We start from the raw sequence: 24,864 nt of genomic DNA, 5'->3' as shown, positions 1-24,864 counted from the left end.
GCCTCTTTTAGGTTTCAGTGGGCTCTGCGACGTCAGTATCGCGCTCCCAACCCTCGTTTTGAAGTACCATGTGTTCGATTGCCACGGCGTGACCATTCGCATCGAGTTCGGGTAAGGCTTGATATTCGGTCACCCAGCAGCGATATACCTTGTATGCTTTGGCGACCTTGCCTTGCTCATTAAGCAATTCGATGGTCAAGTCTTTGCGGAAATCCTTTAACGACAATACGATTCCAGCTTCAACGCTATAGACTTTATTTGCCCAAGTTTCGAACTCCACATCATGGGTCACGCCACGTTCCAGGGTAATCGGCTCAAATTTCCATACCGAAGGCGAAACACGGGACGTACTTGGATCGCCCCCTTCACGGTGTGTGACAACCTCAGTGGAACGCTTCAACGCTGATATCTTGGATACGCCAGCAACATAGCGACCATCCCATTTAATCCGAAATTTCATGTTTTTATAAGGGTCAAAGCGATGAGTATTCACAGCAAATTGTGGCATGAGGGCTCGCTCCTTATGGAATTAGGATTGGATTTGACCAGCAATTTGTTGCAGATAGAGCACAACAAATTCAGCAGGCTTGAGCGGGGCGAAACCGACGACAATATTTACGATTCCTAGATTGCGATCGTTTTGCGTCGTGGTGCTAGCATCGCATTTAACAAAATAGGCCTCACGAGGTGAAGCCCCCTGGAATGCTCCCTGGCGGAACAAGTTATGCATGAACGCCCCTACGTTGAGTCGAATCTGCGCCCATAACGGTTCATCATTGGGTTCAAATACCACCCACCTCAATCCGCGATACAGGCTTTCTTCCAGGAACAAGGCGAGGCGGCGTATGGGGATATATTTATATTCCGAAGCGAAACTATCATCACCATCCATAGTGCGCGCACCCCAGTTCACGATACCATTGGGGAAGACGCGTATCGTATTGATCGCCTTGGGGTTCATCACGCCATTTTCGCCGTCGGAAAACCGTTTTTCGACGCCAATTACACCACGCAAGTCGGCTTCTGTACCGGCGGGAGCCTTCCAAACACCTCGGGTACTATCAATACGTGCCATTAGTCCGGCAACGGCTCCGGAGGGGCCTACATAAATTTCTTTGCCGTTTTCGTCGATCTTCAAGCACGGATAGAACACAGCGCTATGGTCTTTTACCAGGCCAACACGCAGGGTATTGACGCCAACACTTGCGTCTACGGCCTTTTGAGAGTCACTCCAATCTGAAGGCGGATCCATCAGAAGAAAAGAGCGGCGCTTTTGGCAAAACGCCGAAGCCGGACCCCACAATTTGCGTGTTGTCGCTTCCGAGTGGTCGGCATCCTTGGGAAGTACCAGCAAATTGAACAGGTCCACTTCACGATCAATGACCGTGTATGCCATCTCATAATCCGATGCTCCCGGGGCAATGCCGTCGTTTGCCGGAGTACCCGCGGTTTGGTACGGTCCTACACCCGTGGCTCCGAGTGAGTAATAACGTGCATTGGGGGAGGACGTTGACAAATTTGGGCCCGCTGCGGCGCCCAGCTCTGTGGTTACAGTTGTCAATCCGTTGTCGTTGCCTCCGGTCGGTATCACCGCGAGACGATCACCCCACACTTCCGCACTAAATGAAAAATTGCTATCCGCCAGACTTTGGGCATTGATTGCCGACGCGATAATGGCCAGTTTTTCACGCACCCCGTTTCGTCCGTTGTTCTGGGTGGTCGCAGTGGCATCCTGATACATACGGGGTTGTACGATTCCGGCGGGCGGGGGCACCAACGTACCGATTGAATATGCGCCCACGGCAGATACATCTACATCGTTGCCATTGACAACGATAGTGTCAAACACGGTTTGTTCGCGCTGTGCAAATGCTGTTATATCGCCTATCGAGGTCACGTATCCGCACGGCGCCGGTCGTTTTGTAGCCCATTTTGATACTTCGCGCCCACCTTGTGCGGTTCCCAGCATCAGAGGAACCGTTAGGTCGCTGTTTTGTGCCGGTTCGATTAATACATCGCCATTTAACGAGGCTATACGTAGCAGCACGGTTGAAGCGTTGTCTTCACCTGCGGAACCTGTTGGTCCTGGCTGCATTGAAACGCTTACTGTGGAGCCGGCCGGTAACGCCATATTGATTACAGATTGAATCCGCGTTGCTAGATTTGCTTGAGCTGTCGCGGGCGTATTGAGGGGATTTGGATTTGTTGCGCTAGGCGCTTCGTCAAAATCGATGCTACTGAGGTCGATTTCGACCATCGCATTGCTGTCAACGCTGATACGAAAGCGATTGTTAGTGCTTGCCGCACCTAACATACTTCGCCACTGAGTTCGAAATATCGTATCCGTGGACGCCGAGAGAGCATAACCCGATTGGGAGTATCCATCGGTTGCCACGGCGGCGCCAAGGTCACTTACATCGATTAAGGCTGAGGACGGATGGATGATATCAGGAGCATACCTCGGATGGTTTGGGTTCATGGACAATGCTACATAGTTCTCCACTTGCGTCTTCTGCAGCGCTCCTGTTGACGTCTTGTTCCAGCGGAAAACCTCTAAATTAAATGTCGCTTCAGGCAATGTTGTGTTGTAATTGACTGCAACACGGATTGATTCGCCGAATAGACCTGCGGATTTCGCGGTAACAAGCAGTACATCGGCATTATGGGTATCGTTTCTCAGCGTCACTGTGGCAGCGACCGCTCCTTTTGCTATGCGTGTGACATAACATTGAGTGCCGCCATTGATAAAGAACAGTTTTATTGCTCGCGCCAGATCAGAATTTGCGTATTCCGCAGAGAAATTGCGTGTAAAGTCTTCGTAATTCAAACACTGAGTCGGCGAGAACATTAGCCCAGATTTGGCACGACCAATAAACATGCCGATTGACGTACCGACACCAACAATGGTGCGCACACCACTGGCGAGCTCTTGTACATAAACTCCTGGATAGCTGACTGCGATTGGCATGTTTCCCTCCTAATGAAGAAAGTTTCTAACAAGGCTGTAACACCACCCCTTCATCCAAGGCCGATAAACCCTGAGCATTTATGTGACATCGAGTTAACCCATCGGTTAGATGTACGCCTTCTGCCATGTTTTGCTGGCAGAACTAATTCAAAGCCTCCGCCAGGATTTGCACTGGATGCAAATCCTGGCGTAACAACCATCTTGTAGAAAGTGCACAAGCTTGGGGTAGGTGCACCGATAGGTTATTGTACCCTCAATTCCCAACGACACGGAACTATTAAGATTACCGTTTTGTCCATTACATCAAATTGTTGGCAGAGGAATGATCCAATCATTAAAAACAGATAGCCGAACCACCTTTTCGCAAGGCAGCTCGGCTATCTGTTGAGACCCGTAGCTTTCCGTCCCTGCCTTACGGCAGGTTTGGCTTTGTCTTTATGAGATTAAATGATTCATATCATCTGCTTATTTCATAACATATTCTAACAAAAGGAGTCAAGAAATGTTTAACTAATTCCTGTTATGTTGCGAGTTGACCTATCTGTCTGAAATTATTTCACTTTTCAAGCAAAATACTGACTGCCTCTTTTTCTTTATCATTTCAAAACGTTATGTAATTTTTGGGAATGATTATTCTTTTCTTTGCAACATAACTTATTGGGCCATCTCTTACCTCCCCGTCAGCCTCTTGCAAGGAAGGAAAAGAAGGAAATCCAAAGAAAAGGGAGGAAGAAGAGATAAATATTTACAACTACAAAAGGAGGGTGGAAAAGCAAACAGAGAGGAAAAGACACAACAAAACCAATCTCGCAACATAATTCCTGAGTGTTTTGACCTTGATCAAGCCCGAATATCAGGATCGAAATGGAGCTTTCTGGCACTTCCAGAATTTCAATATTATTTTCGAAATAACGGCGCCGAATGGAGCAGTTTCAATAATTGATAAGTTCCAAAAAATCTCTTGCTGTCACGGTTTCAATTATTGAGTTGAGTCGCCCAGGGGAATCTCACCCTCAGGCTCTCACGAAACCATACGTGACACTCTCATGTCATGCGACTCTTCATGTCCCCCACTCAGTAAGGTTCGCATTACTAGAAGGTTCCTCCCATTGCTGGTTGACCAAGAAGTAACTTCGGACATGTTACCCTCTTCGCTCCATCTCCATTACAGAAAGAGGGGTACACTATATTGCTCTGAAAAAATCCGTCCGGAATGCAAGATGACGTGCAGTCCTGCGGTGAGTTGTTTTCTACAGATTTGAGAAAATGGACAAAGCTGTTAATGCTAAAGTCGATGATACGAAGGTCAGATCAGATGAAAAAATGATGAAAAAAAAAGCAAAAGCCGCCAAAATACCGATCTAAAATGACGGCTTTTTTGACGGCTTTTTATGGTCGAGAATGGCTTTTTTTGTGCGAAATATCTAGTAATTTCAGGTGAAATACGCACCAGACCGCCCTCTCACGCCGGTAACAGGGGTTCGAGTCCCCTTGGGGTCACCAAGCAATTACAGCCACCTAGATTAATTTCTAGGTGGCTTTTTTTGTTGTAGTCTTACGAAAAGCAGGACCAGCCACTTCCCTCTGGTGCCAAGGCTAAAAAACCACCCTGAGGTAAAATGGACAATCATGCAAAGGCCTGGTTGTCCATTTTACCTCAGGGTGGGCGGAATGAGAAGGTTACAAGGTTACTGAGTGACCGGCGCGTTAAAGGGATTGGTTCGTTTCATCGCCGCCACATCGACCGTCACGTAAAAATCGGCCTGGGTTTTACCTAATGTTCCGCCTATACCTTCAGATAAAACGACCATGCATGTCTTGTTGGGTTTGGTGAAGGCAAGCATGACGTTTTTATAGGACGCTTCACCTACCAGTTTCCATTGGTTATTACGCATGGAAGCAATGAGATAATCTTTAAGAGAACCGACCTGCACACGGCCACTGTAACTGTGAATACCACCCTGGAAGGAATCGGTACTCATGGCTATACTCTTATCGGTTATCAAGCTCATCTCAGCCGGTAAATCAATATCCCCGTAACTTTCGACCATGGTCGTATCATTAGCCAGATCGTCGCCTATCGGCTGTGCGGTTGTTCCGCTTCTGCCAAAGGTACCATTCATGCATCCGGTCATCAGACCTATCAACAGAATTAAACTACAAAAATTACCAATTGTTTTCATTTGCATAATCTCAACCCCCATGTAAAATTATTATACGTAACCTCGAAATATATACGCGTAGCTTTTTTCTCTTAAGATCCTGCCAAACGACAGGACCGCTCTCCACTGAGAATGATGAATATACAAATCATCAAAAAACAACACGTTAACGTTATACCACAATAATTGAATTATTTGAACAACTTTACATTCAACCTTTCCCTCCATTACCTGCCCCGACAGGAGGTCAAAAAAAGATGTCCGCTCAAAACAAAAGAATAAAGGTGAAAAACCTGCCGATTCGGCTCGGCCAATTTCTAAAACTTGCCGATCTCGTTCAAGATGGGTTTGAGGCTAAGATGAGGATCCAGAATGGCGAGGTTATGGTAAACAATGCTACGGAAACAAGACGGGGTAAACAACTCCGCCACCTCGACGAGATAACTGTCGACGGTGGAACATGGATCGTAGACCTTGAGATGTAGGTGCTGTTTGCGGTCGATTACCCGGCAGGCTCCTGGCTATTGATCTTGCGGTAAATCCGCTACAGACAACGAGTAGACAGTGACCCCGGATTCCATTCCCCTCAATACCATGCTGCCTTGCATTCTGAGCGGGAAGGTGCCGGTCAATGTTGACTGGACCCGGTCGGTAATGAGTATTTGCCCATAGCCCGTTTTAGAAGCCAGCCTTTGAGCGATGTTTACATCAGGCCCGATGACGGTATAATCGAGCCTCTGTGCAGAGCCGACATTACCAAGGAACATCGGCCCTCGACTAATACCTATACCGAGGCCCACCTTGGCAAAAATGGTATTCTTTTTCTGCCAGGAAATACGCAGTTTTTCAAACTCCACCATAATGGTGTACGCAGCCGAGACCGCCGCGATATTGGGACTGTCTATTTTCACCGGAGCACCGAAAATCACCAGGGCGGCATCGCCCATAAATTTATCCAGCATCCCCTGGTGGGAAAAAACAATGTTGCCGAACATGTCGAAAAAATTATTGAGAAACATGCGCAACTGTGCCGGTTCCAGATGCTGCACCAGCAAGGTGAAATTTCGAATATCGGCAAAAAGAACAGTCAACGGTTCGACGCGCCCGACATCGAGTAGATCCTGCCTGCTTTCTATCAGCATATTCGATACTTCCCGAGAGACATACTGCTCAAGCATTGCCCTGATTCTGCAGTTTTCTTCCCTTTCCCGGCTGGTACGAATATTTTCCACAGCCATCATTGCCTGGTCGACAATGATTGACAGCATCTCGATATCGGCTTCCCGAAAACACATCCCTTCCTTGGTTTCACTGACATTGACAACGCCGAGGACTTTGCCCTTGCTGACCATGGGAAATGACATTGCTGCGGAAATTTCCCGGCGATTCATGAAGTCGAGGTACGGGCTCAGCTGTTGATTCACCTTGTTAAGGATAATTGACTTTTGGGACTGAAACACCCTGCCGGCGATCTGTTCACCGGGTTTTATCCGCAGATTTTCCACATACCTGGAAGCCAGGCCACGATAGGCTACAACTTTTAAAGAATGTGCACCCTCATCAAACATCATCACCGATACAGCAGGTACTTTCACTTCCTGGGATACCGCATCCGCCAATTCTTCGAAGACAGCCTGCTCACTTTCTGCAGCAATGAATCTTTGGCTCACATTATACAGGGGCAACAATATTTTTCTACGGGTGGCATCTTCCTGAAGCCTGGCAATTTTCATGGTGTCGCGCACCGCCTCGACCAGCTGCCGGTGATCAAGTGGTTTTCTGCACACCCTGCTGAATCCGTTATGCAGTACGTCGGTTACCAGATCGAGACTGGTATTGTCGGTAACAAGTATGCCGATAATTCCCGGGTTTGTTTGTCGCAGAGTTTTAAAGATCGCCAGCCCAGTCATCTCAAAAAGGATGGTATTGATCACCGCCAGATCAAAACTGTCCTGTTGCGCTCTGGCAACAGCCTCGGCTTCCTTGACACAAACGATCCCATAACCCAGCTGACCGAGAGCGAAATGACAGGCATCACAAACGACCTTTTCATTATCTACCACCAGAATCTTCTGCAACATTGCTCCTCTGCCCTATTTCAGGATTTGTCATTTGTCAGTTTGCCATTTTCCCATGATCTGAGCAGTTCAATCAAGGTTCTTACACCAACACCGGAGGGGCCGCCCGGCATATAGGATTTTTCCGTGAAGTCCCAGGCCGTACCGGCAATATCGAGATGGGCCCAGGGAACCTCGCCGACAAATTTATGCAGATATTCTGCTGCGGTGATGCTGCCTGCCGGTTTTCCACCGGTATTTTTTATGTCGGCAACCTTTGATTTTATCTGTTTTGCATACATTTCACCGAGGGGTAAACGCCAGAGAGGTTCACAACACATCTTTCCGGCGGCAACAAGTCGTGCAGCCAACTGGTCATTATTACTCAGCAACCCGGAATAGTGATGACCCAGGGCGATTATCACCGCCCCGGTAAGTGTGGCCAGATCAATGACGCAGGCAGGTTGGTATTTTTCAATGCCATAGGCAATGGCGTCGGCCAGAATAAGGCGGCCTTCCGCATCAGTATTTTCGATTTCCGATGTAATACCGCCATAATGGGTAATCACATCCCCAGGTTTTACTGCACCGCCGCCAGCCATATTATCCGTTGAAGGGACAATGGCGACGACATTGACTTCGGGGCGCTCCCGGGCAATAGCCTCCATCGCCGCCAGTACGGCCGCGCCTCCGCACATGTCATACTTCATGTCCATCATGCCCTGGGCCGGCTTGAGACTGATCCCCCCTGAGTCAAAGGTCAGTCCTTTTCCGACCAGTAGTACCGTATCGACATTTTTTTGCCGATTGTATTCGAGAATGACCATTTTTGGTGCTTCCTCTGACCCCTTGTTGACGGCAAGGATGCCGCCCATGGCCAGGCGAGTCATGTCGGATTTTTCCAGGATGGTGCATTTCAGCTTTAATTCTTTTGCTATTTTTTTTGCAGAGTCGGCAAAATGCCAGGGGGTCCAGCAATTTCCAGGCTCATTGGCCATATCCCTTGCGGCGCAGACAGCGAGTGCCCCGCTCACTCCCTTGTCGATACCTTTACCGATATCCGACCGGTTACCGTGCTCGTGCGAAAAGAACTCAATTTTTTTTAATCCGGGATAAACATCGTCGTCTTTTTTCTGATATTTCAAAAACTGATACGCGCCGAGAAGAATCCCTTCCGTGACATATTCCCCAACAAGGGCCTCATTCAGACTTTCAAGTTCAGGAATGTTAATGCCGGCAGTCGCCACCATGTTCCTTTTACACTGACCGGCTATAATTCCCCCGGCAGTTCGCAGCAGCTCAGATATTTCACTGGGATCGGACATTGCCGTAATATCCCCAAGCCCAAGCAATAAAAGTCTTTTACATGGCGGTAATCCCTTTATCGGACTGACAGATGGATACATTTGAAAATACTGTTCTTTTTTTGCTGAAAATTCTTTAAACCCATGCAGCGACGGTAAAAGTGGTTTGAGCAGGCTGTCACCGACAAGGTCACCTTCGGCGTTCCGAGCGACAAATGTTACAAGAAGTTCCCCTGCGTACTGTTCCGCTTTTTTTTTCGCAACAACAACCTTTGTGATTTTCATAGTCTGCCTGATTCCTGTTGATGATGTTTTATTTTCTGGCGCTTTATTTTCTGATAATTTACAGTATAATTCAAATATCAATATAGAATAGTTAAATATTTATGGTGCAAATTTTCGAGGGTATCACACCGGTGCTGCAAACATTATTCATCTCAGTGTCCCTTGCCATAACCGTCTCCGCGCTTTGTTCCATCTGTGAGGCGATGTTGTACAGCATTTCCGCCAGTCAAGTGGAAATGCTCAAGAAAAGCGGTCATCCCTCTGCCGAACACCTGCAGCATCTCCGTGCCGATATAGAAAAACCGATAACCGCAATCCTTACCCTGAACACCATTGCCAACACCATCGGGGCATCCGTTGCCGGGGCCGCCGCAGCAAAACTTTTCGGGCAGGAAAATCTTATTCTTTTTTCCGCTGTTTTTACCCTGACGATCCTCATTTTCTCCGAAATTTTACCGAAAACCCTCGGCGTCGCCTATGCCTTCCGACTTGCACCCCTGCTCACCTACCCCCTGCGCGCCATGGTTTTTATCCTTGCGCCAATACTGTGGCTTTCAAAATTCATCACCAAACTGCTGCCGCAAAAAGTTGAAGACTCGATATCCTCGCAAGAAATTCAGACCATTGCCGCTCTTTCCAGACAATCAGGTGACATCGAAGAAAATGAAGCAAATATTATCAACAATATCCTCGAACTAAAAGAAAAAATTGTCCGGCAGGTGATGACCCCCCGGACCGTGACCTTTTCCATAAACGAGCATATTACCGTGGGTAACGCCATGGCTACCCTGACTGAACTGAGCAGCCACAGCCGTATCCCTATCTACAGCCGCGAACCGGATAATGTGACGGGAATTGTCATGCGTAAAGATATCCTGCAGGCTGCCGCGGAAGGGAAAAACAAGTTACCCCTGGCCAGATTTAAACGACCTGCCCATTTTGTTCCTGAAACCGCGCCGCTGCATCGTGTTTTTATGGATTTTTTCGAGCGGCGACAGCATCTTTTTGTCGTAGTGGACGAATACGGAACGATGACCGGCGTTATTTCCATGGAAGATGTCATAGAAGAAATAGTCGGCCAGGAAATTATTGACGAATCAGATAAAACGAAAGATATGCGGGAACTTGCCAGATCAAGAAATATTGCCTCACGCAAAAATTTCAAAAAACCTGGTAACCGTGCAGCGGAAAAACCACAGGACAGTACCTCCTCCGGACTATAACCATTTACCGGTGCCGGAAATGCGTGATTTACTAACCCCGGTAAACGGGGAATAAGCCGGGATAGTACCTTACAGATTGTTTCTTGTAAAAAAACAATCTGTAAGGTACTAATTTATTGCCGCCAGGCGAAGGGTAACCTCAAGTGTCCTACCGTTTCTTACAATGGTGAATGGTACTTCCGCACCAACCTTGTAACGTTCAAGTTCGGTAAGTAAATCCTCTAAAGATCGAATACGGACTCCCGCCACGCCGATGATGATATCGCCGAGGATAATTTCTCCGCGATATTGGGTCGTCGGCTGCAGACCGCCCTTCTCAGCAGGACCGCCTGGTTCGATGCCTAAGATCAATACGCCTTCGACACCTAAACTTGAGGCAAGCCGCTCATCGGCCAGTGTCGCACCGATCCCGGGACGGATAATTCGGCCATGCTTAATAAGCTGCGGTACGATACCGTTGACCACGTCGACCGCGACGGCAAAACCGATTCCGGCATAGGCGCCGGAGGGACTGAAAATTGCCGTATTCACCCCGATAAGCCTGCCGGCACTGTCCAGGAGAGGCCCACCTGAGTTTCCTGGGTTGATCGCGGCATCCGTCTGGATCACTCCATGTATCACCCGGCCGGTAATAGCCTTGATCTCCCGATTGAGGGCTGAGATTATGCCGGATGTGATAGTTTGATCGAGCCCGAAAGGATTTCCGATGGCAAAGACTTTCTGGCCAACGAGCAAATCCTTTGAGCTGCCGATGACAATTGGTTTCAGAAGGTAGCTGGGTGCATCTATTTGCAGGACGGCGATATCCTTGTCGGGGGCTGCACCAACTAAGACAGCCTTCCATGTTGAATTATCGGCCATGGTCACCTGGACCCGGCTGGCATCACTTATGACATGGTAGTTGGTAACTATACGTCCCTGATTATCCCAGACAAAACCCGAGCCGGTTCCCTGAGGAATTTCAACGGCATTCAAAGAAAAGAATCCCCGTCGCAGGGCGATACTGGTGACATAGACGACTGCTGGAGAATTGGCGCGGAAGATGTCAATGGTATTCAGCTCATCGGCAGCCAGGTCGCCACGGGCAGTGACGGCTCGCGGCTCGGCATTATAGCTGCTGACAAACCTTTTAATGGGGGTAAAAAGCAGCCAGATAGCCAGACCGGCAACGACTATAATTGCAAGAGGTGAGGTTCGCATAGGCAGCGGCTCGTGAGATTATTCTGCTCTGTGCCAGATATCAGAGGTTGAGGAAATATTTGGCAATCATAAAGAACATCAGAACTCCAAGGATATCGATGGAGGTCGTCACAAAGGGTCCGGTGGCTATTGCTGCGTCGATATCGAACCTTTTCAGGATGAGGGGGATCATCGTGCCTAAGGTGGCGGACATGACCATACAGAAAAAAATTGACAGGCCGACGACAACACCCAGGAGGGCAGGTTCGGGGAAACCCAGGTAGGCAACGATACCAAGAAACAGTCCATAGATAAGCCCCAAGATCAGTCCTACCCGCATTTCTTTAAACACGACACGAAAAGATTCATCGAGATTTATCCTGCCGGTGGCAATCCCGCGCACGACAATAGTAGAGGACTGAGTTGCAATGTTGCCTCCCATACCAATGACGACAGGAATAAAGGACGCCAGGGCAATCAGCTTTGACAGCTCCTCTTCAAACGAACCGATGATCAGCATTGCCGTCACCCCGCCTATCCATGAGGCAAACAGCCACGGCGCCCGAATAAACGCACTTTGAGTAGTCGACTTGAGTAAAATTTCTCTGTCTTTACCGGCACCGGCCATCTGCAGAAACTCTTCCGAGGCCTCCTCCCGGATAACGTCGATAATGTCATCGACCGTGACGATCCCAACCAGGGTGTAATTCGAGTCAACCACCGGTACTGCAAGAATATTATATTTCGCCACGACATGGGCAACTTCCCCCTGGTCGGTATCGGTCGCCACCGAAATGACATGAGGGTTCATGATATCCTTGAGTTTGCGATCTGCCGGGTGCATCAGCAGCTCCCGCAGAGAAACCACCCCAGACAGCTTATGGTCGCCGTGGGTGATGTACAGATAAAAAACCATCTCTTTTTCTTCACTTCGCTTCTGCACACTTTTTATCGCCTCACTGACCACCATCTCCTCATCAAGATACATAAAATCAGGAGACATCAAACCGCCGGCGGTCTCGGGATCATAGCGCAGAAGTTCCTCGACTTCATCCCGGTCCTTTTTGCCCATGTGTTCTCTGATCTCATCGGCAAAGGCACCAGGAAGCACCTCGAGGATATCCACCGCATCATCGGAGGGCATGTCGGAGAGAATATCAGCCATATACTGCGGAGAAAGGCCCTTGACCAGGTCGGTGACCAGCAAACCATCAAGTTCGCTCAAGAAAGCACCGAAGGAGTTCGTTTTAACGATGATATTGAAGACTGCTTTTCTTTCCGTCTCTGTCAGATGGCGGTAGACCCAGGCCATATCCGCCGGATGGGTTTTTTGAATGAGCTTCATCAGATGATCGATCGCACCACGCCTGTTTAAGCGCCTGACCATATCGAGGATGACTATCCCTTCATTACCTATCATTTCTGTTTTAGTTTTAATTTCCATAATTTGCACCATAGAACATTGTAAGTGAAGGGACCCCTGTCAGATTCGGGACAGGTACATCGATGGGACAATGCACTCTCTACCTGTAGCTGTTTATTGGAAGAGAGATGTTTTTTGGACAACGAAAATAATCAGTAGCCCGATGGCCATGGCCAGCAGACCAACAGTCCGAAGCCGGCCAGGGCTGATGCCACTCAATTTCTTAAGCCATTCCTGCATCGCCTCGGGTGCGGCTACATAAGGAATGCCTTCCAGAACCAAAACAAGGCCGACGAGAAGAATAAATAATTTCATAGGAGGATTATCTAACAAAACACCCAAAATATTTCAACATGCACTTTACAATGCTCTCCTGGTAATCGATTTTTATCGTGATTTGATGCAATTGCATTGCTTTTTTAAAACTCTCCTAATATTATAGCAGAAATCTTCCTCTGAAAACGGATCTGTTTCCTGATCAAAAATTATAACAATGTGCAATCTTTAACTATGAGCGAACCAGCAAAGAGCAAATACAGTGAAGCCGGTGTGGATATCGACAAGGGCAACGCTTTCATCGAGAACATCAAAGAAATTGTCGCTTCAACCCACCAGCGCAGCGTTCTTGGCGGGATCGGTGGATTTTCTTCCCATATAGCTATCGATACGACGAAATACAAAAAGCCGGTAATCGTCAATTCGACGGATGGTGTTGGTACCAAACTCCTTATCGCTCAACTCTGCAACAAACATGACACTATCGGCATCGATCTTGTCGCCATGTGTGTCAACGACCTTATTGTTGGTGGAGCCGTTCCCTTATGCTTTCTCGATTATTTTGCCGTCGGAAAACTGGAACTGGATATCGCCAAAGAGGTCATTACCGGTATCGCTGAAGGTTGCAGGCAGGCGCAATGTTCACTTGTGGGTGGAGAAACGGCGGAAATGCCCGGCCTCTACAAGGACAAGGACTATGATCTTGCCGGCTTTGTTACCGGAATTGTTGACCGCGATGCGATTATTGATGGGTCGGATATCCGTGCCGGCGACCAGATAATCGGCCTTAGCTCCAGCGGCCTCCATTCGAACGGCTATTCCCTGGTGCGAAAAATATGTTTTGCCGACCATCAGCTGGATGTCAAACAGCACATCGACGAACTGGGCTGCACCTTAGGCGAAGAGCTGTTGCGACCAACAAAAATATATGTCCAGGCGGTTCTTAACGTGCTGAAGAACTATCCTCTCAATGGCATGGTACACAATACCGGTGGCGGGTTTATCGACAACATCCCGCGCATTCTGCCCAAAGGCTATAAAGCGGTCCTTGATACGACAACCTGGCCCTTGCCGCCTATTTTCCCATTTCTGCAGAGATTAGGTGAAGTCCCGGAGGACGAAATGTATCGAACCTTTAACATGGGAATCGGCCTGCTTGTCATCGTCGATGAAGCCCAGTCAAAAGATATTCGGCACCACTTTGAAGCAGTTGGCGAAGATGCCTATATCATTGGTGAAATCGCCCCAATGGCGGCAGGAGAAACGGCCTCTGTTGAGATACGACGATAGTCCCCGGAAGTCCAAGCGATAAAGCCAGATGATGTGGAACATCCTGCATCATCCGGCTTTATTTGATTTACACAACCCCGCAGTCACTCTCTCCGCCCCTGATTTTTTCCAGAGCATGGGGAATAACCGGCAAAACAACCGCCAGATTTTCCTTCACCGCCTTGAGACTGCCCGGCAGGTTGATTATCAGACTTTCTTTGCGTATACCGACTTTCCCTCGAGAAAGCATGGCTCGTGAAGTTTTCAACAGACTGGCACTGCGCATGGCCTCAGCCATCCCGGGTATTTCCCGCTCAATAACCGAGGCCATCGCCTCGGGGGTAATATCCGATGGAGAGACACCAGTGCCACCAGTGGTAACGATAAGGGCAATCTTCTCATCATCGACAAGCCTGATGAGACTGTCGATGATGATCTGTTTGTTATCAGGAATGACGTTATAGGACTGGAGGCTGTAGCCTTGTTCAGCCAGTTTTTCCTGCAGATACTGTCCACTGGTATCTTGCCGTTCTCCGCGTGAACCCTTGTCACTCATGGTCAGGACCGCAAAAGAATACTTTTCGTGCATGTCAGTTCAAATCAACCGTTAATTGTTTTCTACGTTCGCCTCGGCAACTATTTTTTCAGCAATTTGCGCCGGCACTTCTTCATAATGCGAAAAAGAGACGGTGAAACTGCCAAGCCCACCGGTCATGGAGGTAAGGTCCGTCGCATAGGTCAAAATTTCAGATTGAGGAACCTGGGCATTAATTATCTCCAGTCCATCAGCGGAGTCCATGCCCATAACCTTGCCGCGACGGGAGTTGAGATCTCCCATGACATCACCGACACTCTCTTTGCCCACCTTGATTTCCATGTTCATATAAGGCTCGAGTAGAACCAGACCGGCTTCCTGTGCGCCTTTTTTGAAGGCGAGAGATCCGGCAATTTTGAAGGCCATCTCCGAGGAGTCAACATTATGGAAAGAGCCGTCCACCAGCTCAATTTTCACGTCAATGACCGGATAACCGGCAAGAACGCCTTTTTCCATGGCTTCCTGAATACCTTTATCGACTGCGGGACGATACTGCTGCGGAATGACGCCGCCGACGATTTTATCGACGAATTCATAGCCGCCACCCGGGAACGGGGCAATCTCTATCCAGCAATCACCAAATTGACCGCGACCGCCACTCTGTTTTTTGTGTTTTCCCTGCACCCTGGCCGTGGAGCGAATTGTCTCCATATAAGGAATCTTCGGGGTACTCAGCTCCATCTGCACGCCGAATTTTTTCTTGATCTTTGAACCAACGACATCAAGATGCACCTTGCCGACACCGGACAACAGTACCTGTTTGGTTTGCGGTTGACGGGTAAGACTTAAGGTCAAGTCCTCGTCGAGCATTCTGGTAATAGAGGAAAAGACCTTTTCTTCGTCACCTTTTTTAGCACTGACCGCATAAGAAATAACTGGTTTTAATGGCTCGGGTGCCGGTAAAATGACCGGATGGGACGCATCACACAGCGTATCTCCCGTGGCGGTTTCCTTAAGTTTTGCCAACGCAATAATCGCCCCCGGCCCGGCACTTTCCACTGGTTTCTGTTCTTTTCCCTCAAGCACATACAGCTGTCCAAAACGCTCTGCCGTCTTTTTCGTGGAATTGTAGAAGGTATCGCCTTTGAGGATGCCGCTGAAAATTCGTAAAATAGTCAGCCGTCCGGCATACGGATCGGCCATGGTTTTGAAAACCAGAGCGGTAAAAGGGCTGTCGTCAGTCGGACTGATTTCTACCGTTTCATCACTGTCAACTTTTCTGGCGACAATAGGCTGACGATCCAATGGACAGGGCATCAGCAGATTGATAGTATCAAGAAGAGGAGCGGTTCCCTTATTCAGGGTCGCCGCGCAGACACATATCGGGGCGAGAGTTGCGGAGGCTACGGCCTGCTGCAGGCCTCTCAACAATTCTTCCTCGGTCAGTTCGCCTTCTTCGAGAAATTTTTCTATTAACTCATCGTCGGTTTCGGCAACATTTTCCATCAATGCCTCACGAAGTGAAGCGACCTCGTCAGCTAAATCGGCTGGAATTTCCGTTGCCTGAACCCCACCCTTGTCACCCTCAAACAGATATGCCTTCCCGGTTATTATATCGACATAGCCTTTAAAATTATCCTCGGCACCGATCGGCAGCTGGACGATAACCGGAGTAAAGGCCAGGGATTCATTTATTTCATCAACCGTTTTCTGAAAATCGGCTCGCTCCCGGTCCATTTTGTTGATGGCGATGATCGTCGGCAGCTTTCTCTCTTTTATAATATTGGAGAATTTGATGGTCTGGCCCTTCACGCCAAGTACGGCGCCTATGGTGAACAGAGCGCTGTCACATACGTGCGACGCGAAGATAGTCTCATTGAGAAAATTGTCGTCACCCGGGGTATCAATGAGGAAGACACTGTGTTTTTTCCAGGTATAATTATGAAAACTGTTATTGATCGATATCTTCCTGGCTATCTCTTCTTCTTCATAGTCCATCGCTGCATTGCCGTCATCAACCTTGCCAAGTCGGTTGATTTTCCCAGCCGTAAAAAGCATTGCCTCAGCAAGAGAAGTTTTACCACAATTCCCATGACCAATTATCGCAACGTTCCTGACCATATTTGTTTCCTGCATTCGTATCTCCTCTAAAACGACGATTTATCAATGCTCTATCCAAATCACGACAACACACTCCACGTTCGCTTGTCTCCCTGCATCGCAAAAGACAGTACTCATATATTCAATTTCAAAATACAAAGTCAAGAGAGAACAGCCCCAGCAAACTGTTTCAAAAAAAATATTTCCATGGAACCAGCTGATTCAAATCAATATCATGATTTTCTGGCATATTTTTTACAATAGGGGTATTCTGCCGACGCGAATAACTCTTTCAGATTTTTCCCGGATAATTTTCAGTTGACCAACCAGACAGCCAATAAAAGCACAATGGCCGGATCGGCCGCCACCGTCGGCATTGCCGTCATGTGCAGTCGAATCCTCGGCCTTGTCAGGGAGCAGGTGTTCGCCGGTCTTTTCGGTGCCGGGTACACCTACGACTCCTTCGTCGTGGCGTTCCGCATACCTAACCTCCTGAGAGATCTTTTCGGGGAAGGAGCGCTGTCTGCTGCATTCGTCACCGTTTTCTCGGCATACGACACAAACCGTACCCGGGAGGAGACCTGGCGGCTGGCGAGCAACGTTCTCACCGTTATGCTCATTCTGCTCAGTATTCTTACCTTACTGGCGATCATTTTTGCCGGCTCAATTGTCACTCTTCTGGCGCCCGACTTCAGTTTAATCGCCGGAAAAACCGCTCTCACCAAAACGCTGACCCAGATAATGCTGCCCTTCCTGGTTTTTATCTCACTGTCAGCGGTAGTGATGGGGATTTTGAATACCAAAGGACATTTTTTCGTTCCGGCGATAGCGTCCAGCTTTTTCAATCTCGGCTCGCTGATCGGCGGCACCAGTCTGGCGTTTATCCTGCCGCATTTTAACCAGCCGGCAATAGTCGGCATGGCCATCGGTACACTCATCGGCGGCCTGATGCAGCTGGCCATTCAAATCCCCTCCCTGGGCAGGACCGGATTCCGCTACAGACCGACCTTCGACCTCACCGATCCCGGCCTACGCCGGATTTTCAAGCTGATGATACCGGCCACCATCGGCTTGTCGGCCACCCAGATAAATATCTTTGTCAATACCAACTTTGCTTCTTCCTGCGCCGAAGGCTCTGTTTCCTGGCTCTATTATTCCTTCAGACTGGTACAGTTACCCATTGGTGTGTTCGGTGTTGCCTTGTCGATCGCCATGCTGCCGGTATTGGCCAAACAGGCAGCAAAAAAAGATATTGCGGCAATGAAGAGTACCATGGTGTCGTCTCTGACAATGGTTTTTGCCTTGACCCTCCCGGCCACTGCCGGTCTTATCGTCCTTGCCGAGCCGATTATCCGACTCATTTTCGAGCACGGCGCTTTTACCGCGCGGGATACGGTGGCAACGGCGAATACCCTGGCCCTGTACTCTATCGGCTTATTTGCTTATTCGGCAAATAAAGTCCTGGTGCCGGCATTCTATGCCCTCGACAAAACACGCTATCCGGTCATTGCCAGTTTTATTGCGATTGTTGTTAATATCATAATAATCAATCTGACCATTGACCGGTTTGAGCATCTGGCAATTGCCTTTTCTACCTCCTGCACCATGCTGCTCAATTTTCTTTTTCTTATGATTGTCCTGTACAAGAACCTGCACGGTTTTTCCCTTAGCTACCTCGGCAAAGGCCTGCTGAAAATCCTTTTCGCCACCGTGGCCCTCGCCGGTTTACTGTGGATCGCCTTACCGTATTTCACCGGCTGGCTGCACAGTTCGGTTATCCACCAAGGCTTATCGCTGTTTGTGCTCATTCTCACGGCGACACTTCTGTATGGCTTTATCCTGCACACCTGCAAGCTTTCCGAGATGAACATCCTCACAGACATGATTCGAAGGAAATTCTTTACATAATCCTCTGTTACTGCCGCGGCACCTCAGTCTGCCCGGCGCTTTTCTGCAAAGACGAAATTTCTGCACGTAATGTCTCTATCTCTTTTTTCAACAGCTCGACATCCTCGATACGAGCCAGATGCATTTTGTCAATGGTGTTTTGCACCAGGGTCTCGGTCTGATTTTTCATTGTTTGCCGCGATTCCTCGGCGCGACTGAGCATTTCCTGAACCAGTTTTTCTCCTTCCTGCTCAGACATTTTGCCTTTGTCTATCAAATCTTTCGCCAGATCTTCGATTTTATCCTTCGTTAGTGAAGCAATGCCTATTCCTGTCAAAACAGCTTTTTTTATAACATCTATCATCTCATCCTCCGTAGTATGGTGGTTTATCAGCACCTGGACCCAGCGAAAAAATCATCCGCTCGTCGGCGTGCCTCCTCAATGCTCGTGCTGTTCTGGATGGCGGCGGCCAGGTGATGGCCGAATGGAAACGAAACAGCAAAATAGCGCGTAAACTGTTTCAGGCGGCCAAGACGCCGTTCCGGGGCAAACCTCTTCTCCAACAGAGTTATAAAATGCGAGTACATCTGCGCTCTGTCTATTTTTCTGCACTCGGTAGCGACACCGTATATTTCTCTCGCAATTTCTGCACCTAACCACGGCTGTTCTACTGCTCCGCGACCTATCATCACGCCGTCCGCATGGGAAAGTTCAAGACATTGTCTCGCATCGGCTGGAGAAAAGATCCCACCATTGGCCAGGACCGGCACGGAGACCGCGTCTTTTATCGCACCAATTGCCGCCCAGCGAGGCTTACGACAAAATTTCTCGCCATGTAATCGTGCATGAATAGTAATCATGTCTACGCCTTCCGTCTCGAGAAAAAGGCAGAAAGAACGCAATTGCTCGACGTCCAGGCTACGGCCGAGACGAATTTTCACACTCAGCGGTAACTCGGTACTCTTTCTCAGCGTGTTAAGGATCTTGCGCAGCTGGTGGTGGTTTTCTCCAAGCATCGCGCCCGCACCCTGCCGTCTTTGCATCGGCGCAGGGCAGCCAAGGTTGAGATCCACCCCATCGGCACCGAGTGTGTGCAGTTTTTTTATCGCCGGTTCGATATCTGCAACATTACCGGTAATGATTTGATATATAAGCGGTTTCTCCGACTCATCTCTGATCAGCAGAGGAGAGCGGAACGCGTTGTCGTGGGGCAATCGTTTCGCGGCGAGCATTTCGGTAAAGAACAGTCCCACTCCTCCCTCAGCCTGCACCAGGCTGCGCAAGGCCGAATGGGAAAGACCGACCATCGGCGCCAGGACTATGGGAGGGGAAATTTCCAAGTCGCGCACAACGAGTTTTTTGTTGAAAAATTGTTTTTGCACAGAACTCTACTCTGAATTTTTATATGTCATCTAGCGGATGCTATTCTGCCAGTGGCACATAGGACGCTGAAAATAGCATAGGTGTTGTATAATCGGTATCCCCTCATACCTCTATCTGAATTGTCACAACGACTATTATTGTTGAATTTTCCAGTCAATTACTCTAGAGTCCATGCCTTATATCTTGACGCATGGTGTAAAAAGCTCCATCATTACCACTTTCGATTGCAAAGAGCGATACATCGTCAGCCAAGAGAAGCTATTTAATAGATATTCCATACAAAACCTCTCAGTAGATAAAAGACATATTACCCATGCTCAACCGAAGAATAGTTATCACCGGGATCGGACTCGCCGCACCAAATGGCGTAACACTCCAAGAATACAGAGAAAAGCTGGTCAACGGCATCAGCGAAATACAGGAAATCGAACTGAGATACTTCGGCAAGGCTCCAGCCGGGATATGTTCCTTTCCGGAGACGCTCTATCGCAAAAAGAAAGAAAACAAAAAAGGCACCCGCGCCGGGTGTCTTGGCGTCTACTGTGCCAATGAAGCACTGAAAGACGGCAATCTGGATATCGCCTTATATGATGCGGCCAGGATAGGCGTGTATATCGGCCTCACCGAACATGGAACCGTGGAGACGGAAAATGAGGTCTATAATATCAGTAAATACGGCTATAATACCGACTACTGGACCCACCACCACAATCCGCGGACGGTTTTAAATAATCCCGCCGGCGAAATTACCATGAATCTAGGTATTACCGGTCCGCATTACGTTATTGGTGCCGCCTGTGCCGCAGGAAATGCGTCGCTCATCCAGGCGGTGCAGATGATGCGGCTCGGCGAGGTCGATATGGCCCTTGCCGGCGGAATATCAGAATCTGTCGGCTCTTTTGGCATTTTCGCCAGTTTTAAGGCACAGGGCGCACTGGCTGAGGCGGACGACCCGAAGCTGGCCTCGCGGCCATTCGACATGGACAGAAACGGCATCGTCATCTCCGAAGGCGCCTGTGTGTACACCTTGGAATATCTCGAGAAAGCCCAGGAAAGAGGTGCGCACATCTACGGTGAGATTGCCGGCTATGCAATGAATTCGGATGCCCGGGATTTTGTTCTTCCCTATGGCAAGCGGCAGGCGCAATGTATGCGTCTGGCCCTGGAAAGAGCCGGACTGCGGCCGGAAGAAATTCATCTCATCAACACCCATGCGACCGGCACAAAACAGGGCGACATTGAGGAATGCAAGGCCATACGAGAAGTATTTCCCGACAGCCCGACCACCTACATCAACAACACGAAAAGTATCATCGGCCATGCCATGGGTGCCGCCGGCGTACTGGAGCTTGCCGGCAACCTGCCGTCTTTTGATGACGGCATTGTCCACCCTACCATTAACATAGCAAATCTCGATCCCGAATGTCACCTCAACAACCTGGTGATCAACAAGGCGGTTCAGGCAAAATCTATCGATACCATACTGAATAATTCCTTTGGCATGGTCGGCATCAACTCCACAGTGATCGTCAAAAAATATACTGCCGATTAATTTTTTGATTGTTTGGTGAAAATAAATATAAAAAAGAACGCACAGGTGTGTTATAGGAAGTGTTTTGCCATCAATAGAATATATACTCGAATACATACTCTCTGAAATTTTCGAGAGTGTTCCTATTTCAAACATTTTTACCCCACGTCGAAGCCGGAGAATTTCATGACAAGTGAAGAAATAAAAGATCTCATACTGGAAATTATTGAAGATATTGATGACGAGGCAGACTTTGCAAGTCTCGATGCCGATCAGCCGTTGCGGGACCAATTAGATCTCGACTCCATGGATTTTCTTGATATCGTCATGGAACTGCGAAAACGGCATAAACTGCAGATTCCCGAGGAAGATTATCCCCACCTCGCCACGCTGAACAGCTGTGCAACCTACCTCGAACCGCTATTAAAAGACGTCTGATGTTGTGAAAGTTCCCTTTCTGGTTATTGGAGGCGGCCTTTCCGGTCTGGCTGCCGCCATTCGAGTAGCACGGTTCAACCCCAGTGTCCTCCTGTTAGAAAAACACTCCCGACTTGGTGGTCTCAATTCTTATTTTTACCGGAATAAAACTCTCTACGAAACCGGCCTGCATGCCATAACCAATTATGCCGGGCCAAGAGATAAAAAAGCACCCTTAAACAGGCTGCTGCGGCAACTCAAACTGCAGAGAAACGAGCTCACCTTCTGTGAACAATACCAAAGTGAAGTTGTTTTCAGAGGGTGCACTTCCCTGAGGTTTTCCAACGATTTCGACCTGTTTCAAAGTGAAATCAGCGGCAAGTTTCCAGAAACAGGCGACAAGCTCCAGAAATTACTGGTCTTTCTTGGTGATTACGATCCCTTCCCCCCTACGCCGTTCACCTCGGCAAAAAAGTTTCTGCTGGAAATCCTCGGTGATCAGCTCCTCGTCGACATGATTCTCTGTCCGCTGATGTACTATGGTTCCAGTCACGAAAATGACATGGATCTGTCCCAGTTCGCCATCATGTTTCGAGCGATTTATCAAGAGGGGATGTTCCGCCCGCAGGGAACGATAAAGGATTTTCTCGATCTTCTCGTTGCCCATCTGCAGACGCTGGGAGGAAAAATAAGAACGAGCTGCGGGGTAGAAAAGATTGTTCATCACCAGGGCACGGCTCTCGGCGTACAGCTCGCTTCCGGGGAAGAGATCGAGTGTGACTATCTCCTCTCAACCATTGGCCGGGATGAGACGATGCGCCTTCTTGACAAGACGCCACCCACGCCGATGTCCGCTTGTGGCCGTCTCGGTTTTGTCGAGACGATCTATCAGGTGCCTGAAAAAACGGCAACGCATCTCGCTTGTGATAAAACAATTATTTTTTATAATGACGGTGAGCGGTTCCTCTACAAAAATCCCGAGGAGCTGGTCGACTTTGCCAGCGGGGTGATCTGCTTTCCAGGAAATTTTCAGGGGCTGGACCGCAAGGATTTACGAGAAATTCGTTCAACCCATCTGGCAAACTACGCTCTCTGGAAGGCGCTCGCAGCGGATGCGGAACAATACAGGGCAGAAAAAGAGCGCGCTTCTCGCCGCTCCGGCCGATGTCTGGAGAATATAATTGGCGATTTCACGACAAATATTGTATATAAAAATTCCTTTACTCCTCTAACTATTGAGCGCTACACATCAAAAATAGGCGGGGCCATTTACGGTAACCCGACTAAGACAAAAGACGGAAATATCGGATTCAACAATCTTTTTCTTGCCGGCACCGATCAGGGATTTCTTGGCATTATCGGCTCGATGCTCAGCGGGGTATCGATCGTCAATCAGCATATCCTGCCCAGGTTATAAGTTAATTTTTAATCGATCCTCTTTCACCAAGTTGTTATTTATGCCTGTTTCATTTTCCCAATTGGATAATCAATACGATGTCATCGTCATAGGTTCCGGTCTCGGTGGCCTGACGACAGCCAACCGCCTGGCCTACTGCGGACATAAGATTTTGCTTGTCGAGCATCACCATAGATTGGGCGGCCTGTCCACCTGGTTTAAACGTCGTGGCCATATTTTCGATATTTCCCTGCATGGCTTCCCCTACGGCATGGTCAAAACCTGCAAGAAATACTGGAATAAGGCGATCATGCAATCCATTGTCCAACTGCCGAATATTGTTTTTGACAATCCGCAGTTTACCTTGCGCACCACCTTTGACAAAACTGATTTTACCGAGCTCCTGCGGTCGCATTTCAAAGTTCCCGAAGAGAGAATAAACAGCTTCTTTGCCACCGTGGCCGGGATGAATTTTTATGACGACCAGTCAATGACGACGAGGGAACTGTTCGAGCGTTTTTTCCCCGGCAGAAGTGATGTGCACAGATTGCTCATGGAGCCGATCACCTACGCCAACGGATCGACCCTGGACGATCCGGCTATCACTTACGGCATTGTCTTCTCCAACTTCATGAATAAAGGCGTGTTTACCTTTGAGGGCGGTACCGATAAACTGATCGGGATGATGACCGATGAACTGGAAAAAAACGGTGTGACCATCTGCACCAGGGCGAAGGTTGACAAAATTATCACCGAGAAAGGCAAGGTCAGAGGCGTCTCGGTGCATGGCACGACGATTTGCGCCAAAGCGGTGGTTTCCAACAGCGGCATAACCAATACCATTCAAAATCTCACTGATCGTGAGGTGTACTCCGATGCGTTTCTCGAAAAAGCCGATAAAGTTCGGGTGAACACCTCGAGCTGCCAGGTGTATCTCGGCATACGGCAGGGCGATAGCATCGACGACGTTGGGGATCTTCTCTTTACCTCCAAATCGCCGGAATTTGATTCAGAGGAACTCCTCGACATGAATACCAAGTCGAAGACGTTCTCCATATACTATCCAAAGACCAGACCGGGGGCCGACCAGTATACCGTCGTCGCCTCGATGAACAGCCGCTTTGAAGACTGGGCAGAACTTGACGAGGAAACGTACCAGCGAGAAAAACAGTCCCTTGTCTCCAGAACGATTGCGGATTTAGAGAAATACCTGCCCGGTGTAAAGGGAAAAATTGACTGGGCGGAAGCAGCAACACCACGGACATTCAACAGCTATACCCTGCACACCCGGGGTACCTCCTTTGGCACCAAGTTTGAAGGATTGGACATATCCCGATCAATATTCAAAGAGGTAGCCGGGCTGTTCCATGTCGGCTCGGTCGGAATTATTATGTCCGGCTGGCTCGGAGCGATCAACTACGGCGTTATCGTTGCAAACGATGTCGACGGCTTTCTCAGGGCATAAGGA

The 24,864-nt window shown here is 48.7% G+C and carries 20 protein-coding genes and 1 riboswitch; of the genes, 8 read left to right on the top strand and 12 right to left on the bottom strand.

What is annotated here, in order from left to right:
- Positions 1 to 7 precede the first annotated feature (7 nt).
- The 3 genes from ACYQ8U_RS11180 to ACYQ8U_RS11170 all read right to left on the bottom strand — a co-directional run bounded on the left by ACYQ8U_RS11180 (position 8) and on the right by ACYQ8U_RS11170 (position 5,091).
- On the bottom strand, positions 8 to 508 hold the full coding sequence (locus ACYQ8U_RS11180) for a phage tail protein (RefSeq protein WP_459945627.1): 501 nt from the start codon (positions 506 to 508) through the stop codon (positions 8 to 10).
- A 21-nt stretch (positions 509 to 529) separates the two neighbouring features.
- A complete protein-coding gene (locus ACYQ8U_RS11175; RefSeq protein ID WP_459945626.1) occupies positions 530 to 2,968 on the bottom strand; it encodes a phage tail sheath family protein in 2,439 nt (812 codons plus the stop codon).
- Between the two features lie 364 nt (positions 2,969 to 3,332).
- Positions 3,333 to 3,406, bottom strand: a riboswitch (cyclic di-GMP riboswitch).
- Between the two features lie 1,250 nt (positions 3,407 to 4,656).
- On the bottom strand, positions 4,657 to 5,091 hold the full coding sequence (locus tag ACYQ8U_RS11170; protein ID WP_459945625.1) for a hypothetical protein: 435 nt from the start codon (positions 5,089 to 5,091) through the stop codon (positions 4,657 to 4,659).
- A gap of 296 nt (positions 5,092 to 5,387) precedes the next feature.
- Here ACYQ8U_RS11170 and ACYQ8U_RS11165 point away from each other — a divergent pair, with 296 nt between their 5' ends.
- Positions 5,388 to 5,615 (top strand): RNA-binding S4 domain-containing protein, encoded by a 228-nt coding sequence (locus tag ACYQ8U_RS11165; protein ID WP_459945624.1) that lies wholly within the window; start codon positions 5,388 to 5,390, stop codon positions 5,613 to 5,615.
- A 36-nt stretch (positions 5,616 to 5,651) separates the two neighbouring features.
- Here ACYQ8U_RS11165 and ACYQ8U_RS11160 read toward each other — a convergent pair whose 3' ends face one another.
- Together ACYQ8U_RS11160 and ACYQ8U_RS11155 are read right to left on the bottom strand one after the other, a co-directional pair.
- Positions 5,652 to 7,211 carry an adenylate/guanylate cyclase domain-containing protein gene (locus tag ACYQ8U_RS11160; RefSeq protein WP_459945623.1) on the bottom strand — a complete coding sequence of 520 codons (1,560 nt, stop codon included), beginning with the start codon at positions 7,209 to 7,211 and terminating at the stop codon, positions 5,652 to 5,654.
- Positions 7,212 to 7,228: 17 nt separating this feature from the next.
- Positions 7,229 to 8,776, bottom strand: a complete 1,548-nt coding sequence (locus ACYQ8U_RS11155; protein ID WP_459945622.1) for a leucyl aminopeptidase — start codon at positions 8,774 to 8,776, stop codon at positions 7,229 to 7,231.
- A gap of 101 nt (positions 8,777 to 8,877) precedes the next feature.
- Here ACYQ8U_RS11155 and ACYQ8U_RS11150 point away from each other — a divergent pair, with 101 nt between their 5' ends.
- A complete protein-coding gene (locus tag ACYQ8U_RS11150) occupies positions 8,878 to 9,999 on the top strand; it encodes a hemolysin family protein (RefSeq protein ID WP_459945621.1) in 1,122 nt (373 codons plus the stop codon).
- Positions 10,000 to 10,107: 108 nt separating this feature from the next.
- Here the strand turns inward: ACYQ8U_RS11150 and ACYQ8U_RS11145 are convergent, their stop codons facing one another.
- The 3 genes from ACYQ8U_RS11145 to ACYQ8U_RS11135 form a co-directional block, all read right to left on the bottom strand.
- Positions 10,108 to 11,199 (bottom strand): S1C family serine protease, encoded by a 1,092-nt coding sequence (locus ACYQ8U_RS11145; RefSeq protein WP_459945620.1) that lies wholly within the window; start codon positions 11,197 to 11,199, stop codon positions 10,108 to 10,110.
- A 40-nt stretch (positions 11,200 to 11,239) separates the two neighbouring features.
- On the bottom strand, positions 11,240 to 12,622 hold the full coding sequence (gene mgtE / locus ACYQ8U_RS11140) for a magnesium transporter (protein ID WP_459945619.1): 1,383 nt from the start codon (positions 12,620 to 12,622) through the stop codon (positions 11,240 to 11,242).
- Between the two features lie 93 nt (positions 12,623 to 12,715).
- Positions 12,716 to 12,916 (bottom strand): DUF2065 domain-containing protein, encoded by a 201-nt coding sequence (locus tag ACYQ8U_RS11135; RefSeq protein WP_459945618.1) that lies wholly within the window; start codon positions 12,914 to 12,916, stop codon positions 12,716 to 12,718.
- Positions 12,917 to 13,111: 195 nt separating this feature from the next.
- Between ACYQ8U_RS11135 and purM the strand changes: the two genes are divergently transcribed.
- Positions 13,112 to 14,167, top strand: a complete 1,056-nt coding sequence (gene purM, locus ACYQ8U_RS11130; protein ID WP_459945617.1) for a phosphoribosylformylglycinamidine cyclo-ligase — start codon at positions 13,112 to 13,114, stop codon at positions 14,165 to 14,167.
- Between the two features lie 67 nt (positions 14,168 to 14,234).
- On the opposite strand, the gene ACYQ8U_RS11125 is transcribed toward purM, so the two are convergent.
- Positions 14,235 to 14,735: a MogA/MoaB family molybdenum cofactor biosynthesis protein gene (locus ACYQ8U_RS11125; protein WP_459945616.1), complete on the bottom strand. Its 501-nt coding sequence runs from the start codon at positions 14,733 to 14,735 to the stop codon at positions 14,235 to 14,237.
- A gap of 18 nt (positions 14,736 to 14,753) precedes the next feature.
- Positions 14,754 to 16,817, bottom strand: a complete 2,064-nt coding sequence (gene fusA / locus ACYQ8U_RS11120; protein ID WP_459945615.1) for an elongation factor G — start codon at positions 16,815 to 16,817, stop codon at positions 14,754 to 14,756.
- Positions 16,818 to 17,099: 282 nt separating this feature from the next.
- Between fusA and murJ the strand changes: the two genes are divergently transcribed.
- Positions 17,100 to 18,689 carry a murein biosynthesis integral membrane protein MurJ gene (gene murJ / locus ACYQ8U_RS11115; protein WP_459945614.1) on the top strand — a complete coding sequence of 530 codons (1,590 nt, stop codon included), beginning with the start codon at positions 17,100 to 17,102 and terminating at the stop codon, positions 18,687 to 18,689.
- A 7-nt stretch (positions 18,690 to 18,696) separates the two neighbouring features.
- Here murJ and ACYQ8U_RS11110 read toward each other — a convergent pair whose 3' ends face one another.
- Positions 18,697 to 19,032 carry a phasin family protein gene (locus ACYQ8U_RS11110; protein ID WP_459945613.1) on the bottom strand — a complete coding sequence of 112 codons (336 nt, stop codon included), beginning with the start codon at positions 19,030 to 19,032 and terminating at the stop codon, positions 18,697 to 18,699.
- A gap of 26 nt (positions 19,033 to 19,058) precedes the next feature.
- Entirely contained in the window at positions 19,059 to 20,051 is a 993-nt protein-coding gene (locus tag ACYQ8U_RS11105; RefSeq protein ID WP_459945612.1) for a tRNA-dihydrouridine synthase family protein, read from the bottom strand.
- Positions 20,052 to 20,365: 314 nt separating this feature from the next.
- On the opposite strand from ACYQ8U_RS11105, the gene ACYQ8U_RS11100 reads away from it, so the two are divergent.
- The 4 genes from ACYQ8U_RS11100 (at position 20,366) to ACYQ8U_RS11085 (ending at position 24,861) form a co-directional block, all read left to right on the top strand.
- Complete coding sequence (locus ACYQ8U_RS11100) at positions 20,366 to 21,604, top strand: beta-ketoacyl-[acyl-carrier-protein] synthase family protein (protein ID WP_459945611.1); 1,239 nt, start codon at positions 20,366 to 20,368, stop codon at positions 21,602 to 21,604.
- Between the two features lie 165 nt (positions 21,605 to 21,769).
- Positions 21,770 to 22,021, top strand: a complete 252-nt coding sequence (locus tag ACYQ8U_RS11095) for an acyl carrier protein (protein WP_459945610.1) — start codon at positions 21,770 to 21,772, stop codon at positions 22,019 to 22,021.
- 4 nt (positions 22,022 to 22,025) lie between these two features.
- The gene (locus ACYQ8U_RS11090) at positions 22,026 to 23,417 is read left to right on the top strand and encodes a phytoene desaturase family protein (protein ID WP_459945609.1); all 1,392 of its coding nucleotides are present in this window, start codon (positions 22,026 to 22,028) and stop codon (positions 23,415 to 23,417) included.
- Positions 23,418 to 23,457: 40 nt separating this feature from the next.
- On the top strand, positions 23,458 to 24,861 hold the full coding sequence (locus ACYQ8U_RS11085; protein WP_459945608.1) for a phytoene desaturase family protein: 1,404 nt from the start codon (positions 23,458 to 23,460) through the stop codon (positions 24,859 to 24,861).
- The last annotated feature ends 3 nt before the right edge of the window (positions 24,862 to 24,864 follow it).

This window comes from Desulfocastanea catecholica (assembly GCF_054657295.1).
The sequence above is the reverse complement of the archived record's forward strand: the minus strand, read 5'-3'. Positions and strand labels throughout refer to the sequence as shown.

What these genes read in the sequence shown, in the direction of transcription:
- ACYQ8U_RS11180 (WP_459945627.1), bottom strand. Translation starts at nt 508, where the DNA reads ATGCCACAATTTGCTGTGAATACTCATCGCTTTGACCCTTATAAAAAC.
- ACYQ8U_RS11175 (WP_459945626.1), bottom strand. Translation starts at nt 2,968, where the DNA reads ATGCCAATCGCAGTCAGCTATCCAGGAGTTTATGTACAAGAGCTCGCC.
- ACYQ8U_RS11170 (WP_459945625.1), bottom strand. Translation starts at nt 5,091, where the DNA reads ATGAATGGTACCTTTGGCAGAAGCGGAACAACCGCACAGCCGATAGGC.
- ACYQ8U_RS11165 (WP_459945624.1), top strand. Translation starts at nt 5,388, where the DNA reads ATGTCCGCTCAAAACAAAAGAATAAAGGTGAAAAACCTGCCGATTCGG.
- ACYQ8U_RS11160 (WP_459945623.1), bottom strand. Translation starts at nt 7,211, where the DNA reads ATGTTGCAGAAGATTCTGGTGGTAGATAATGAAAAGGTCGTTTGTGAT.
- ACYQ8U_RS11155 (WP_459945622.1), bottom strand. Translation starts at nt 8,776, where the DNA reads ATGAAAATCACAAAGGTTGTTGTTGCGAAAAAAAAAGCGGAACAGTAC.
- ACYQ8U_RS11150 (WP_459945621.1), top strand. Translation starts at nt 8,878, where the DNA reads ATGGTGCAAATTTTCGAGGGTATCACACCGGTGCTGCAAACATTATTC.
- ACYQ8U_RS11145 (WP_459945620.1), bottom strand. Translation starts at nt 11,199, where the DNA reads ATGCGAACCTCACCTCTTGCAATTATAGTCGTTGCCGGTCTGGCTATC.
- mgtE (WP_459945619.1), bottom strand. Translation starts at nt 12,622, where the DNA reads ATGGAAATTAAAACTAAAACAGAAATGATAGGTAATGAAGGGATAGTC.
- ACYQ8U_RS11135 (WP_459945618.1), bottom strand. Translation starts at nt 12,916, where the DNA reads ATGAAATTATTTATTCTTCTCGTCGGCCTTGTTTTGGTTCTGGAAGGC.
- purM (WP_459945617.1), top strand. Translation starts at nt 13,112, where the DNA reads ATGAGCGAACCAGCAAAGAGCAAATACAGTGAAGCCGGTGTGGATATC.
- ACYQ8U_RS11125 (WP_459945616.1), bottom strand. Translation starts at nt 14,735, where the DNA reads ATGCACGAAAAGTATTCTTTTGCGGTCCTGACCATGAGTGACAAGGGT.
- fusA (WP_459945615.1), bottom strand. Translation starts at nt 16,817, where the DNA reads ATGCAGGAAACAAATATGGTCAGGAACGTTGCGATAATTGGTCATGGG.
- ACYQ8U_RS11110 (WP_459945613.1), bottom strand. Translation starts at nt 19,032, where the DNA reads ATGATAGATGTTATAAAAAAAGCTGTTTTGACAGGAATAGGCATTGCT.
- ACYQ8U_RS11100 (WP_459945611.1), top strand. Translation starts at nt 20,366, where the DNA reads ATGCTCAACCGAAGAATAGTTATCACCGGGATCGGACTCGCCGCACCA.
- ACYQ8U_RS11095 (WP_459945610.1), top strand. Translation starts at nt 21,770, where the DNA reads ATGACAAGTGAAGAAATAAAAGATCTCATACTGGAAATTATTGAAGAT.
- ACYQ8U_RS11085 (WP_459945608.1), top strand. Translation starts at nt 23,458, where the DNA reads ATGCCTGTTTCATTTTCCCAATTGGATAATCAATACGATGTCATCGTC.